At 43.7% G+C, this 14,770-nt stretch carries 14 protein-coding genes; 8 read left to right on the forward strand and 6 right to left on the reverse strand.

From position 1 onward, the window contains the following. The first annotated feature begins 12 nt into the window (after positions 1 to 12). Positions 13 to 774, forward strand: a complete 762-nt coding sequence (locus OCU78_RS06070) for a helix-turn-helix domain-containing protein (RefSeq protein ID WP_137372648.1) — start codon at positions 13 to 15, stop codon at positions 772 to 774. A gap of 127 nt (positions 775 to 901) precedes the next feature. On the opposite strand, the gene OCU78_RS06075 is transcribed toward OCU78_RS06070, so the two are convergent. After that, the gene (locus tag OCU78_RS06075; protein ID WP_137372649.1) at positions 902 to 2,410 is read right to left on the reverse strand and encodes a DUF3360 domain-containing protein; all 1,509 of its coding nucleotides are present in this window, start codon (positions 2,408 to 2,410) and stop codon (positions 902 to 904) included. A gap of 409 nt (positions 2,411 to 2,819) precedes the next feature. On the opposite strand from OCU78_RS06075, the gene OCU78_RS06080 reads away from it, so the two are divergent. Beyond that, a complete protein-coding gene (locus tag OCU78_RS06080; protein ID WP_137372650.1) occupies positions 2,820 to 3,374 on the forward strand; it encodes a hypothetical protein in 555 nt (184 codons plus the stop codon). Positions 3,375 to 3,709: 335 nt separating this feature from the next. Further along, on the forward strand, positions 3,710 to 4,582 hold the full coding sequence (locus tag OCU78_RS06085; protein WP_137372651.1) for a patatin-like phospholipase family protein: 873 nt from the start codon (positions 3,710 to 3,712) through the stop codon (positions 4,580 to 4,582). A gap of 50 nt (positions 4,583 to 4,632) precedes the next feature. Here the strand turns inward: OCU78_RS06085 and folM are convergent, their stop codons facing one another. The 5 genes from folM to OCU78_RS06110 form a co-directional block, all read right to left on the reverse strand. Beyond that, positions 4,633 to 5,349 carry a dihydromonapterin reductase gene (gene folM / locus OCU78_RS06090; protein ID WP_137372652.1) on the reverse strand — a complete coding sequence of 239 codons (717 nt, stop codon included), beginning with the start codon at positions 5,347 to 5,349 and terminating at the stop codon, positions 4,633 to 4,635. Next, on the reverse strand, positions 5,346 to 5,984 hold the full coding sequence (gene folE, locus OCU78_RS06095) for a GTP cyclohydrolase I FolE (protein ID WP_137372653.1): 639 nt from the start codon (positions 5,982 to 5,984) through the stop codon (positions 5,346 to 5,348). The genes folM and folE overlap by 4 nt, the downstream gene beginning before the upstream one ends. A gap of 10 nt (positions 5,985 to 5,994) precedes the next feature. Beyond that, the gene (folX, locus tag OCU78_RS06100) at positions 5,995 to 6,372 is read right to left on the reverse strand and encodes a dihydroneopterin triphosphate 2'-epimerase (protein WP_137372654.1); all 378 of its coding nucleotides are present in this window, start codon (positions 6,370 to 6,372) and stop codon (positions 5,995 to 5,997) included. Between the two features lie 112 nt (positions 6,373 to 6,484). After that, on the reverse strand, positions 6,485 to 6,982 hold the full coding sequence (folK, locus tag OCU78_RS06105; RefSeq protein WP_137372655.1) for a 2-amino-4-hydroxy-6-hydroxymethyldihydropteridine diphosphokinase: 498 nt from the start codon (positions 6,980 to 6,982) through the stop codon (positions 6,485 to 6,487). 271 nt (positions 6,983 to 7,253) lie between these two features. Continuing rightward, complete coding sequence (locus OCU78_RS06110; protein ID WP_137372656.1) at positions 7,254 to 8,108, reverse strand: AraC family transcriptional regulator; 855 nt, start codon at positions 8,106 to 8,108, stop codon at positions 7,254 to 7,256. Between the two features lie 279 nt (positions 8,109 to 8,387). On the opposite strand from OCU78_RS06110, the gene OCU78_RS06115 reads away from it, so the two are divergent. From OCU78_RS06115 to OCU78_RS06135, 5 genes are all read left to right on the forward strand, one after another. After that, entirely contained in the window at positions 8,388 to 10,754 is a 2,367-nt protein-coding gene (locus tag OCU78_RS06115) for a penicillin acylase family protein (RefSeq protein ID WP_137372657.1), read from the forward strand. A gap of 55 nt (positions 10,755 to 10,809) precedes the next feature. Continuing rightward, positions 10,810 to 11,730, forward strand: a complete 921-nt coding sequence (fepB, locus tag OCU78_RS06120) for a Fe2+-enterobactin ABC transporter substrate-binding protein (RefSeq protein ID WP_137372658.1) — start codon at positions 10,810 to 10,812, stop codon at positions 11,728 to 11,730. Between the two features lie 124 nt (positions 11,731 to 11,854). Next, positions 11,855 to 12,778, forward strand: a complete 924-nt coding sequence (locus OCU78_RS06125) for a FecCD family ABC transporter permease (RefSeq protein ID WP_240701720.1) — start codon at positions 11,855 to 11,857, stop codon at positions 12,776 to 12,778. 1 nt (position 12,779) lies between these two features. Continuing rightward, entirely contained in the window at positions 12,780 to 13,838 is a 1,059-nt protein-coding gene (locus OCU78_RS06130) for a FecCD family ABC transporter permease (RefSeq protein ID WP_137372660.1), read from the forward strand. 14 nt (positions 13,839 to 13,852) lie between these two features. Then, positions 13,853 to 14,680, forward strand: coding sequence for an ABC transporter ATP-binding protein (locus tag OCU78_RS06135; protein ID WP_137372661.1), 828 nt, complete (start codon positions 13,853 to 13,855; stop codon positions 14,678 to 14,680). The last annotated feature ends 90 nt before the right edge of the window (positions 14,681 to 14,770 follow it).

Here is a 14,770-nt window from a genome sequence, read left to right on the forward strand (position 1 = left end):
GATTGGAGCGAAATGGACGAACAACTATCATTAGAAATATGTAAATTGCTTAAAAGAGAGCTTAAAAGGTGCAATATTTCCTATCGCACACTTGCTGCGGAACTTGAGATCTCAGAAGTGAGTATTAAAAGGTTACTTAACAGTTCGCAACCGCTGTCAATTCAGAGGTTAGTGACGATTGCTAACCTCACGGGCAGACCGCTATCAAAGCTTCTTGCAGAAGCAGAAGAGAATGTCGCTTCAATTCCCGTTTTCTCCAAAGAACAAGATGACGCGTTTTTTGATAACCCAGCTCTTTTCTCATTTTGGTCTGAGTTGGCGGAAGACATTTCCGTTCAACACATTCAAGAAAAACACAGATTAAACGATCCTTCAGTGCACTTGTATCTTCGACAACTGGAAAAGCTCAGCCTTATCGACATTGGCTGTAATAATGCGTGTAAGCTGCTTTTGCCCAAAGAAACCGCGTTTATAAAAGGGGCTAGATACCCCGTTTATTTCACCTCGCAGGTGTTAAGTGGTCTACAAGAACGAGTCATTAACTTGCCTGAGTCTGATGATGATGCCTTTCTCACCAGCTTCAAAGCTGAGTTAACGAAAGATGAGTTTATCGAGATCAATAACATGTTAGATAACTGGCTGTTTAACAAACTACGTGAAAGACAAGCGTTTGATGGTCGAAGTTACGATGAGGTGAAGCCTTATACATTTGGTTTTATGGGAGCGCAGGGTGAGTTTCATGGGCAGATGCCACCAATATCGAATTTAGTCTAGCGGAATGCTAATGATGACAGCGATTAAAGTCAGTGAAGAAGGGACGTTGTAATCGTAGATAGATAAAACTAAGGCCTCGCGATTGCGAGGCCTTTTTGTTCCGGCTAAAACTAAAGCTTAATCGAGCTTAACGGAAGCTTGGGATAATCGCCGGAATACCCGGTAGAAGGCCAACCAACGCCATCACACCACTTAGCACAATAAACATAATGCCAGGTAATACCCAACGGCTCATTCTACTCAGTTCACTGCTACGTTCTTTACAACCGACTAAGCCTAAGTTATCCAACAGCATGGTGAGAGCCCAGCCAAATGCAGGGTTAACGAGCGCTGAAGAAAATACAACTATCGCTGCCGATTGTGTGGTTTTCCCTTCACGCGTCATTTCCATTCCAGCTTCTAGCAATGGCACAAATACCCCAACAATGAGCGCAACACACAGCACAGGTTGCCAGATAGCTAAATCCATCGGGTAGCCCCAAACCGCAGCGATGATACAAAACAGAGCCGTCAGCAAAGCGCCAGCAGGAATAGGGCGTTTAGCAATCGCCGCCGGTACAATATAAGTACCCCATGAAGACGTAAAGTTAGTACCACCAAGCAGAGAACCGAACGTTTGACGAATTGAAGCTGTGGTCATGGTGTCATCAATGTTCATATGTACTTTTTCAGTACGTTTTGGATAGCTGATCTTTTGAAACACTTGATGCCCTAGAAAATCTGGCGACCACATAGCCACGGCTAAAATAGCAAAGGGTAAAACCACCATGAAATGTTCTATCGTCGGTAAGCCTAGCATCCAGCCTGTATCTTCTCCCCACCAATACATAGGGTTCATATTGGGTAAACCTGGCTCGGTTTGAAAAGAAAACGGTGCACCCATGGCAAAAGCTAAAGTTCCACCCAGCAAGCAACTAAGAGGTACGGCTAGCCAACGCTTACGAAAATGTTCCAATAAAGCGTATAAAATAATGGTGCAAAAGATCACGACAAAAGCAATATGGCTCATGCCGATCCCCTCTGCCCACGCGAACAGTTTTTTCACTTGAGAAGCGGTTCCAACAAAGCCGAGGTAGAGCAGTAAACCGCCACACACGCCTTTACTGGTGAGGTTTGCCAACATGCTGCCACCTTTACTGATGGCTAAGATTAAGCCAAAAGCGCCAATCAGCAACCCAAAAGCCATAGGGTGTCCACCTGCTGCAACGACAATCGGAATTAATGGGATGAGTGGGCCGTGTGTACCGGCGAGGTTAGCGGTCGGCAATAAGAAGCCAGAGAAAAGAATAATGAAAACAGAGGCAATGAGCAGTTCATAACGAACATTTTCTAAAATGAAGCCTTCATTTAACCCAAGAGCTCCGGCAAAGGTTGCTGCAATGGCGCCCACCATCACAATCTTACCAATGGTTGCTGCCATCGCTGGGATGGTATCTTCTATCTCGAATCGATAATCTTTAAACGGTAAATTGGGACGCCAGCGTTTAGGCGACATGATTTGTAATTCGTGCTCTAGATATTGTTCTCGGGAATCAAATTCCGAGCTTGGTTTATGCTGTTGTTCATAAGTGAGTTCATCCTCATTGGCTTGAGGCTTATCTGTTTGTATATGTACGGACTCTAAAGTACTGCTCATTTTGATTCCTTTCGTTCACACTCTAAGGTGTGTTATTCCAACAAACGTTATTGACTCACGCAGAAGCGCAAACAATGCGTCAACTTATAATTAAAAATTCATTAACATTTAGATGTTAGTACCTTATACCAAACCAAAAAAAACAAATAGTCTCAGTTAGTTAGACATTAGTCGTAGAGTTCTAAGGTTAATATGAAAGACGGTAAATAGTATGAATTGGCTTGTTTGTAGGCGATGAATTTATGGGTAATAAACGAATATCTAACAAGAAATGCTTGGCGTTAAAGAATCAGATAACGTCCATCGACGAGTGCTTTTTGGGGTAATGTTTTTGGTTAAAATATATTGATAATAATTCTCATTACGGTATTTTGTGGGCTCAAACATACTCATTGTTGCGGAGACCAACATGGAACACTCGGATATTACTCAACTGCTTATTCCAAAGAGCGATTGGGCATCGCCTGATCTTTTTCTCTATGAAGGGGAAGACAAACTTCATCTGAGCTTAGAAGGCGCAATTCAATACAGTGGATTGAATAGCATTGGTGGCGTGGTTCTAGGCTTTAGGATGATCCAGCATGCGGTGCAACTCGCGGCGGGTGCTCAGTCTTTGCAACGTGATGGCATCAGTGTTTATACCGCGTTCCCAGGACGTGGTGCTCAAGATGCTTTTGAGTACACATGCCGCGCACTGCGTGATAGGCGCTATTGCTGTGATACCACATTGCACCATCCAGCAGCGCAAACCGGACAACGTGGTCAGTTCTTGTTTACGCTTCGCTTGAATGAACAATCTATGGTGATGACGCCAGCAGACGGACTTCCAAGAAAAAGTTATTTTGAGGCCGACAGACACGCACAAGACGGTCGAGAGGCAGCATTGAGATGGCGCGATGAGAAGATCAACTTTGCCAATACGCTCTTGAGCTTGTCGCCAGAAGAGTGCTTACGCGTGTTGTAATTCTTTGTTCTCACTTACAGGATGAGCTCAAAAACACAATGAATAACAAGAGGTCGCTCGCTTTCAAGTGGGCGACCTTTTGTTTTATCAAGCGCTCACGAAAAGCAGATTCCTAGTCGCGCTTAGGCTTGCTGGAATGACTCACTTTTAGTTTAGTGCGGTAGTCTAAAGTCTATGAGTTTGAGCAATCAACTTAAGCTGCCCGATCTCAATCCGCGACACATAGAGGCACGCAGGTGGTGCAGTTTTCAAAGCATTACACAGCTTACAGTGACACGAAGTGGTATGATTTTGCTGAAAGAACTAAAAAGCTAATGAATTAAAGGATGAGTACGATGGCAAAAACGATCTCATTGGTACTGGGTAGTGGTGGCGCAAGAGGCTTGGTTCACGTTGGAATCATCCGTTGGTTAATTGAGCATGGCTATCAGATAAAATCTATCTCTGGTTGTTCCATTGGCGCACTTATCGGTGGTGTCTACGCGGCGGGTAAGTTGGATGAATTTGAAGAGTGGGTTACTAGTATCGACCAATCGGATATGGCGATGATGTTGGACTTTTCATGGCAATCGAGTGGTATCTTCAAAGGGGACAAGATCATCGACACGCTGCGTGGATTGATCGGCGAGATTTCAATTGAAGATCTTCCTATTTCTTATACCGCTGTTGCCGCCAACGTCGCCGATGAAAAAGAAGTTTGGTTGCAATCAGGCTCTCTGTTTGATGCCATCCGCGCCTCTATCTCTTTGCCATTATTCTTCACACCCCATGTTATTAATGGCGAAGAGCTGATTGATGGTGGCGTGCTTAATCCCGTACCGATTGCGCCAACCTTCGGAGATAAGACAGACTTTACGCTAGCTGTGAATTTAGGCGGCGAACCTGAAACGCTTAAGCAGGAAACGGCACCTGTTTCACTACCAACAAAAGAGAGTAACCTGCATGAGAAGGTTGTTCATTTTATCGATAATCTCGGTAGCAGTGTGAAAAGCAAAATGAGTTTCAATTTTGCTGCCTACGACATTGCTAACCAAGCGTTTGATGCGATGCAATCGACCATTGCTCGCCAAAAATTGGCAGCTTACCCTGCCGATATTACGCTTGAGCTTCCTCGCAATGCCTGTGGCACATTAGAGTTTGATCGATCACAGGAGATGATAGATAGAGGCTACCATTTGGCACAGGCAATACTGGGCGACAGGCTTTAATGGGAGGTAGTGACGTCCCTATGCTGCCGTAAGCTCAAAATTTTTGGGCTTCACTTCAAATGCCTGCCGCCATCAAGGTGCAAGGTTCTTCCTGTCATGTAGTGGCTGGTCAACACAAACTTGATGCCATCTATTATTTCCTCAAAGCCCGCTTCTGTGGGAATCAGTGCTTTTTGTAGAGCCTTGGCTTTGTATGCCGCATCGTCATGTTCATTGAACTTAATCATGGCTGGAGAGATGGTATTTACTTTCACCTTGGGAGCTAGCATTGCTGAGAACGACAGAGTTAGGTTGTTGAGCGCAGCTTTACTGGCAGCGTAAGCGATGTGTTTTTTACTGCCTTTTTCCGCAACGTAATCACTGATGTGGATGATGTCTGAGGCTTTGTCCCCAGACATCAGTTGATCTTTGAGCGTTAGATTGAACAGATAAGGCACGGTAGCGTGAACTGTCATCATCTGGTTCATAATTTGCGCTGCGTTTTCACTTGGGTTTTTCTTGTTCTCTGGTTTCCAGTCTGAAGCGTTATGTATGATGGCTCGGAGCGTTTTATATTCTTGAACAACGTAATGAAGAAAGCCCTCTACGCCGCTTTGTTGGTAAAAGTCTACCTGCTGCAAGTCAGCCCCATCGTCGCGTAACAGTTGCAGTTGAGGATAGTCGCTTCGGTATGTACCGACCACTTTGTATCCATCTGCTAAAAGTTGCTGCGCCAGTGCGAAGCCTAGTCGCTTTCCCACGCCGGTTATTAGAATCGTTTCACTCATCGTAAAAACTCGGCTCTAGTTTGAGGGTTAGTTTTGAAGATACCACCTAGCGCGGTTGTTGAGGTTTCAGAGTTTGCATCCATAACGCCTCTGGATTTAACGCAATAGTGGGTTGCTTTAATCGTCACTGCCACGTTTTCTGTTTCAACTAATGTCTGTATAGCAACTAAGATTTGCTGGGTAAGACGTTCTTGAACTTGAGGGCGCTGAGCGAAGAATCGAACAATACGGTTTATTTTAGACAGCCCGAGTATCTTGTTTTCAGGGATGTAGGCTACTTCTGCTAAACCATCGATGGTAATGAAGTGATGTTCGCACGTCGATGTTAAGTTTATGTCTGATACTTTAACCATTTCATCAACAGACATTTTATTGTCTATAACACTGATCTTGGGGAAATTATCGTAATCGAGCCCTGAAAAGATCTCATGTACGTACATCTTTGCAATGCGATGGGGCGTTTCAGCGAGGCTGTCATCGGTTAAGTCCAGTCCAAGCGTACTAACAACTTCCGTTAAAAGTCCTTTGATTCGGTTGTACTTTTGGTCGGGAGTCATCTCGCTTGCTGTCATTGGGGTTTCAAGTCCTTTTGCGAGCAAAGCTTCTCTAACTTTTTCTGCTTCTGTGTTTAGCATGACTCTCTCCTTATGAATGATTGTCGTTGTCTGCTTCATAGCTCAGGGTGAGCGAGACGGAGTCGGCAAAACGTAGCGCATGAGGCTTGTCAATTCTCACTTGAGCGTATCGCACCCATGAATGGTCGATACAAATGCCGAGCACATCGCTGGTTAATTTTTCTAAAAGCAGAAACCTTCCAGATTCCACGTGTTGAATTATCTTCTTGCAGATGTTTTTGTAGTTAAGCGCGTTGTCCACATCATCAGAGAGGCAAAGGTTGTTTGCGGGGTAGTGGATTTCTGCATTGATAACGATGTCTTGCTGTTTAGACTTTTCTTCTTCGTTGAAGCCGATGAAGGTTCTTAGTCTAAGATTTGTGATGGTAATAATGGCGTTGTGGTTCATAACAGTGTCCAATCCTTAGGAAGTGAAGTCAGTTACGTGCTTGTTTTAAGAAAAGATCAGTAAAGCTCACGCGATTATGAGATCAGCCGTTCTTTAAAGGCAGTTGTAAGGACTAAGTGAAACTGAGCTTAAAAGGGATGGATTTGGTTTTCTGGCTAAACTGATCGAAGTTATCCCAGAGATGCTGAAAAGAGATGTCTAGAGTGGGATGAAGTTCTTGCGCGGCAACATCGACTAACGGTCTGAGCACAAAAGCGTACTCGGTTATCTCACCTCTTGGCAGTTCTACTCCATCGATAATACCCACTTGATCACCATAAAGAAGGATGTCGATATCCATTGTTCGTGAAGCATAGGCTTTGGTCTCACGCTGGCGTCCATTTTCTGATTCTATTTGATGTAGAGCCTTTGCCAGCTCTGCGACAGAGAGATGACATTCAAACCCAACGACTAGGTTTAGGAAGTTATCTCCTTCGAAACCGACAGGCTCGCAATCGTAGAAATTAGAAATGTGCAGGGGGGCGAATCGATGATTCAATGCTTTGAGAGATTCGGTGATGTGATGTTCGCGGTTAATGTTGCTTCCAATGCTTACATAGACGGTGACCATAGTATTTTCTTCCTTTTAAGAAGCTTATACGTCCAACTCGCTATGAAGATCAGCTATGTATCCGTTTAATGTCAGAAAGATAAAGATAAAGATAAAGATAAAGGAAAGCCCCAGTTTTTTCGCAAATTTTCCGATTTTTGAGCCCGTCAAAAGGGGCTCTAGTTTGGGGGAGAATTCATTGATACATAACGTCAACCAACGCCTTAATAAATCAGCTATTTTGTCCAACTAGATCTAAGACCAATTAGAAACATGTAGTTCGTATTAATTACTATTGAATTGGGAGGTTAATATCAACTTCGAAATATTGTTCTTCTGGATTGACTACTTTATATGAATCAAATCTGATTCTATTATCCAAGCTATAACCACTGCTAGGCAGCCAAACATTAAAAACGCCTTTATAGTCATGTGCTATGTCACTTGGGTTGCCTTTAGCGGTATATGAGGCAAACTTCCCGCCTTTGATAACACGAGTGTTCGTGGTTACATGCGGTGGTAAAACAGTATCACCATCTATTTTTATACAGATATCATAAACACAACGACTTTTGTCTGTGATATTCGGGTCGCTGTAACACACATCAATTAACTGTGAATCATCTTGGATAAGGCTCCTATGCTCGTCGATAAATTTCGGCCATTGATGAAGAAGATCACCATAGTCACCAATGTAGCGTCGGTAGAGTACTCGTATATCTTCTAGGTCTCGAATTACAGCATTTTTATTATAGTATTCAAACTCTTGGTATATGATTTTTGACCCGTCGAAATGGCTTACCAAGTCAAATTTCTTATCTTTTTTGAGTTTTCTATATTTTGCTGGAGAGATCCCGTGGTGCTTAGTAAATGCTGAGCTGTAGTTGGATGAGCTGTATCCATAGCCTAAGCCAATATTGGTAATACTATTGTTTGTATTAGTACCTAACACGATGGCACTGTCTTCCATTTTTAGGCGTTTGATTAACGAGTAAATACTCTCGCCAGTAGATTGTTTAAATAATCTACTAAAGTGAAATTTTGATAAATTGCAATGGTTTGCAACTTCTTCTACACCTAGCTCACTGGTTAGGTTATCGAAAATGTATTCAATGGCATTGTTAATGGTTTTATTTGTTACTTCCATATAAATCGTTTCGTATATCCATAACTTGGTTGTGTGTGGATTCAATACTTGCGCCTGGTATTCTCAAGACAATTTAAATTTGGAAAAAGCACAAATTCAGAAGTAAAGAGGCAGCAAACTTCGTATTATCACCGGATTGGTAATGATAATGATTATCATATCAAAAAGGAAGGACATTGAGAAAGCAGCTTTGAGATCATCAAATGGATTCGTTTGTTGTCTTGACTGGTTGCTGGACGAGTGTCGGGTAATCGCGAGTATTAGGATTAAAAAAATAGCATGACTCAGTTTTCTCAATCGGTTCCAGAGAGCAAAACGTTAACCTATAAAAACCAAGGGAAATTTGGTCAAGTAGAGATCGCTTGGACCGATAAGGATGTACCGCGTATCCAAGCCGATAACTATGAAAGCTTAGGGTTTGGTTATGGGTATGCTCATGCCCGAGATAGATTGATTGAACTTGTTGGGCAGGCTATTGCCATGCGTGGTCAACGCTCTAAATATTATGGACCTGAAGCCTTTTCGACCTTAGGTTTTCTCAAAACTACCAACCTCAATTCTGATTTAATGTTCAAGCTTAGGGTGCCCGATGAATGGGTACAAGAAGAGCTGAAACAATTAAATCCAGAGACTCAAGATTATGCTTTTGGTTATGTAAATGGCCTGAATTACTTTGTTGATAGTCTATCTGAGACAGAATACCAACAGATCGTTGGTCAAGAACCTATCGTTAGATTTGAAGTCGAGGACGTTGTTCGCTTTACCATGCGCTTTGGGGTAATGAAGGAGCTGATTGAAATTGGCCCTCATCTAGTTGCATCAGCTAATGTAGTCGCATCAACCAACTCAGTTACACCAACTAATTTAAATACGCCAGCAAATGGCATTAACGCTAATACCCCAAGCAATGTAATTTCCCCTCATAGCACACCAGTTGAAGTCGAAGGAGGCTTTGGCAGCAATGCTTGGGCCTACGGTGGCGATTTTGTTGAAGATGGTAGTGCAATCTTGGTAGGTAATCCCCATTCTGCATGGCAAAGAAATCCGCATCAATTACGTATTTATATGCACCAGTGTCATCTCACGATTCCGGGTGAACTTGATGCAGCAGGCACCACTTTCTTAGGTTTTCCGCTACCGCTGACGGGGTACAATGCCGATGTCTCTTGGAGTATTTTGGATGCAGCGACAGTTACACCTTACGTGATGCAGCTTATGGACGTTAAGCTTAAGCAAGACTCGTTCAAGTATTTGGTGGATGGTGAATACCAGTCAGCGACTATACGCAGAATCGATATTGAAACACGACAAGAATCTGGTGAAATCACCATTCAATCCTACCAGTTTGCACAGTCACATTTAGGGACGCTTTTCCATCTTCCTCAATCACCAAACAAGCCAGCAGGTTGGTATGCAATCACTAATCCAGGTGAGAGAAATGCTAAGGGCTTGGATCAGTTTTTATCGGCGGCGAAGGCTCGCTCAACCCGAGAGTTTATCGAGCAGATAGAGCAACACCGCGGCGTGCTTTGCCAGCTTGTTGTCGCAGATAAACATGGCGATGTGGGTTACGTAGTGGCGGGTAATGTTCCACCGATCACCGACGAAGTTATGGCTAGCGCTCATGTAGGTATTGAAGGCGTTGCGTTTAACGTTTTGGATGGCAGCCAAACTAAAAACTCGTTCCGTGATAAACACCAGAGACCACTGCAAGCCGCTAAATCATTTTATCCCAACATTATCTCTCGTGGCATTATCCATAATACCAACAACAGCTATAAGTACAGTGAGTTTGGTAAGCAGCAGCCTGACTATCCATCTGTATTTGGCCAGCATAAACAGCAGCACACATTGGCAGCCGCAAGGCTCGACTATGATCCTCGCCTAATAATGTCGTATAAGCGAATCAAGGAGATCAGCTCGAACGGCAAGATAAGTGCTCAACAAGTGCTAAAGGTAGTGTTTGATAATCGCAACTATGCTGCTGAGACTTTTCTTGATTGGCTATTAAGTTTAGAGCCGAGCGATTGTTCAGCACTGACCAAGCAAGCTTTTTACGTGCTTGCGAATTGGGATAGGAAAAACAACGCAGACAGCCGTGGGGCGTTATTGTTTCACCAGCTGTGGGGCAAGCTTGTTCAGGCGAAGCTGGTTAGAGTGACAGGGTTTGGTGATCCAGAAGTGGACTCAGAAATCTCAACTACACTACAAAGCCAGAAAGTGATTTTGGCTGCGCTGGAGCAGTCTGTTATAGAGTTAGAGCAACTTGGTTTTGCATTAGATACTGCGTGGGGGAGCGTGCTCTATCAGACCGCAGAAAACCACCCAATAGCCATGCATGGAGGATCTTATGAGCAAGGTATTCTCAACGGAGAAATGCCCGCAGAGTTAACTCGTGAAGGTTTTGCCTACATCTTGTTTGGTACAGCATATCTTCAGTTAACCCAATGGAAAGATGACACGATTGTTCCACAGGTGTTATTAGCACATGGTCAGCGCGATGGGATAGATTCAACAGCACGCACATGCCAGTTGCAAATGTTTCTTGATAAAGAACTATACGCAATTCCTTATAGCCCCGAGCAGTGGGACAGCACCCACGTCACCGATAGAATTACGATAACCAACGCAGACCTTGCTTCCTAATTTATTCTATTTAACTCGTTATTTTTAAAAATATATTTATGGGTCTTAATCAATAATGAAAAAGATAATCTTAACTTTGGTCACTGTACTGACAGCCACAGTTTCAACCGCTGCGCTAGCCTGGCCAAAGAGCTTTGTTAACGCCGATGGAAGTACGACAATTATCCCAGCAAAACCAGTTAGGGTGCTATCTACCTCGGTCAGTATCACAGGTACCTTACTCGCCATTGACGCACCTTTAATAGCAAGTGCTACTGATATTACAGGGGGATTTTTTGGACAATGGCAGTCAGTTGCTAATCAACGTTCGGTAAATAAGTTGTGGCCGGCTGGTAGTGTGGACATTGAATCTGCCTATATTGAGCAGCCAGATCTGATTGTTGTATCTACATCTGGTGCAGATTCGGCGCTTAACCAAGTTAAAGAGCTTCGCTCCATTGCCCCAACTATTATTGTTGATTACAGCACTCAATCATGGCAGGAATTAGCTAAGCAACTGGGCGATGCGTTGGGTAGTGAAAAGCATGTTGAAGATATTGTTGCTGAATTTGACCAGTTGGTTGCGGACGCTAAAGGGCAATTAAACTTGCCTGATGGTAGAGCTAATCTTATTAGCTACCACGGACCGGGAGTGACCAATGCTGTAGCGCAATCGGAAGGGGCGCATGCGCTATTACTTTCGGCATTGGGATTTGAACTCGAATCACCAGATCATAGTTGGCATACCGGCCCTGCCTTTCATAGCGATTTTGTTTTAGTTAATTATGAAAAGTTAACCCAACTTAAGGCTGAAACTAGCTTTTTACTTGAGGCTTCTGACGAGCGAGCTCAGAGCTTGATGTCTGATGCGGTATTAAAAAACTTACCATCGGTGAAAAACCAGCAAGTTTATGGGTTAGGAGAGAACACCTTTCGAGTTGATCTCTACAGTTCCAGAGACATTATCAAAAATATGCTTGCGCGATTTGGAAGCTAGTTAATTATTGTGTCAGAAAAAAATACCGATTGAAATGAATCAACTAGCCCATACTGTTGCCCGAAGAAGTAAGCGACAAGTAAATATCGTTTTGATTGCTACCCTTATTAGTTTGCCTGTTTTAATGCTAATCAGCATATTTATTGGTTCCCGAGATATTGCAGTAGCAACAACCCTTGAAGCGTTGTTTTACTTTGATGACACCAACTCTGAACACCTCGTTGTTCACCACTTGCGAATTCCTAGAACCTTGCTTGCTGTGGCTGTAGGAGCCGCGCTTGGTGTTTCGGGTATCATCATGCAAGCGATCACTCGTAACCCATTAGCTGACCCCGGGATCCTTGGTGTCAATGCTGGAGCGATGACTATGATCGTGCTAGGTATTTCCATATTTGGGGTGACGAACTTATTAACTTATGTGTGGTTAGGGTTGTTAGGTGCTGCGATCACAGGTGTGTTGGTCTACCTTATCGCAGGAAAAGGGAGAAAGGTTGATGCCGTACGAGTCGTTTTATCAGGTACTGCACTAACGGTTATGCTCTTGGCTGTCACCAGCCTAATCACTATCAATAGCCATCAAGAAGTATTCCACCAGTACCGTCATTGGTCGGTCGGGTCATTACAAGGGCGCAGTTATGATGTGTTGTATTCGGTTTCTCTATTTATTGGGGTAGGGCTGTTGTTGTCTTTGGCATTAGCTAAGCCACTAAATTCAATTGTATTGGGTTTTGAAAAAGGTCTGACACTAGGTATCAACCCTAGATTTGTCTGGGCTGGTTCATTTATTGTTGTGACAATATTGGCGGGTAGCGCTACGGCAGCAGTAGGACCTATTAGCTTTCTTGGTTTGACTGCCCCTCATATTACCAAGTTGATTGTTGGCTCCGATCATAAAAAACTTCTACCTACCTCTATGCTGATTTCAGCTTTATTGCTTCTCAGTGCCGATATATTGGGTCGTATCGTTGGTTACCCAGATGAAATAAGTGCCGGTATCATGGTTGCATTAATCGGTGGACCGTTTTTCTTGTACTTGATTAGGCGTTAGTGTGTTTACAGTTACTAAAGTGCTTTCTTCTCGACATTTGTACGCCTTGCGGTGTAAGTCTGTTTCCGTTGTGGTGAATACAAAGAATATATCGATCGCCGCTATCATGACCCTTGGCTTGTGTGCTCTTATTTTTTTCGCCCTTAGCGTGGGAAAATTACCGACCACTGTTCACCAGGTTTTGGAGTTGTTACTTTCTTCGGATCGAACTGACGGTGGCTTTCAGGCTAAAATCTTGTGGGATATCCGCTTTCCTAGGGTCATTACTGCTGTGTTTTCCGGCGCCGCTCTTGGGGTTTCTGGCGCGATCTTCCAGTCTATCTCCCGTAATCCATTAGGGTCTCCCGATATTATAGGTTTCACCTCAGGAGCGGCTGCTGGAGCGTTAATTCAGATCATCTATTTTTCCGGTGGTTCAATTCAAGTTGCTATTGGAGCAATTGTCGGCGGTTTTGCAACGGCTGCGGTAGTACTGGCTCTATCTTATCAAGGCGGTACTATTAAGCGTCAAAACCTAGTGCTAACTGGCATTGGTATTGGAGCAATACTCAGTGCGTTTAACGGTCTGTTGCTAGTCAAAGGAGAGATAGATAGCGCTATTACAGGCAATCTATGGTTGGCGGGATCGCTGCATGCCAGAACATGGGAACACGCATTACCAGTACTATTTGGAGTAGTATTGCTTTTACCGCTAGTCAAGCTATTTTCAGCGGCAATGGCAGGGCTAGAACTAGGAGAGTTACGTGCCCAGTCGGTTGGCATTCGGGTATTAAAACTTCGACTGATAATGACACTAATAGGCGTTGCACTTGCGGCGTTGGCAACGGCATCTACTGGACCTATCGCTTTTATTGCCTTGGCTGCTCCGCAACTGATGGCTCGGTTAAGAAATACAGCAAACTTACCCATTATTTCATCAGCGCTGATGGGCGCTTTGATACTGCTAATCGCCGACCTTATTACTCAACTATTGCCAATTGATCTCAACTTACCAATAGGGAGAGTGTGTGGAATTATTGGCGGGTTTTATTTACTTTGGCTTATCACCAGAAGCCGATAACTCAGTAACTTATTATGACTATTTTTGATTCTGTAACGGATGGACATTCAACACTCAGCGCTGAAAATCTAACGCTTGGATATGGCTCAAAGATCATATGTGAGGCTCTCGATGTCACTATACCGAGTGGGCAATTAACGGTCATCGTTGGACCTAATGGCTGCGGTAAGTCGACGCTTCTAAAAAGCCTATGTCGCTTGCTAAAACCAAAGCAGGGACATGTGATTTTAAATGGTGAACAGATCCAGCGTATGCCGAGTAAAGAGCTCGCTAAAATGTTAGGTTTTCTGCCTCAAAGCTCTCCCACCCCAGATCGGGTTACAGTGGAAGAATTAATTGCACGTGGACGCCATGCTCATCAAGGATTATTTAGCCAGTGGAGCATAGAAGATGAGCGTGCAGTAAAACAAGCGATGCGTGTCACACGTGTTGAAGAGTTTGCCGAGCATTCGGTTGATGCTTTGTCTGGCGGTCAACGGCAGCGGGTCTGGATTGCAATGTTGTTGGCACAGCAAACGCCAATCCTAATGTTAGATGAGCCAACGACCTATTTAGATATCTCCCATCAACTTGAATTGCTTGAGCTATTTAAAAAACTCAAGCAACAGCAGAGCAACACCATCGTTGCTGTACTACATGATTTGAACCAAGCCTGCCGTTACGCCGATAATCTGATTGTATTGAGTGGCGGTAAAATTGTGGCTCAAGGTTCCCCTAATGAGCTAATGACCGAGTCTTTGGTTAAGCAAGTGTTCGGTTTAGATAGTTTAATTATCCCAGACCCAGTCACAAGTACACCTATGGTTGTACCTAAAGCTCCCTTGATACCAGACGTAGTGTGAGTCTTAACTAGCTTTCACCTGACTCTTTGACCATATGGCAAGATGTGATACCACAATAACCTGATGATTTTACGTTAAATTGTCGGGAAT

Source organism: Vibrio gallaecicus (assembly GCF_024347495.1).
In the GTDB taxonomy this organism is placed as follows: domain Bacteria; phylum Pseudomonadota; class Gammaproteobacteria; order Enterobacterales; family Vibrionaceae; genus Vibrio; species Vibrio gallaecicus.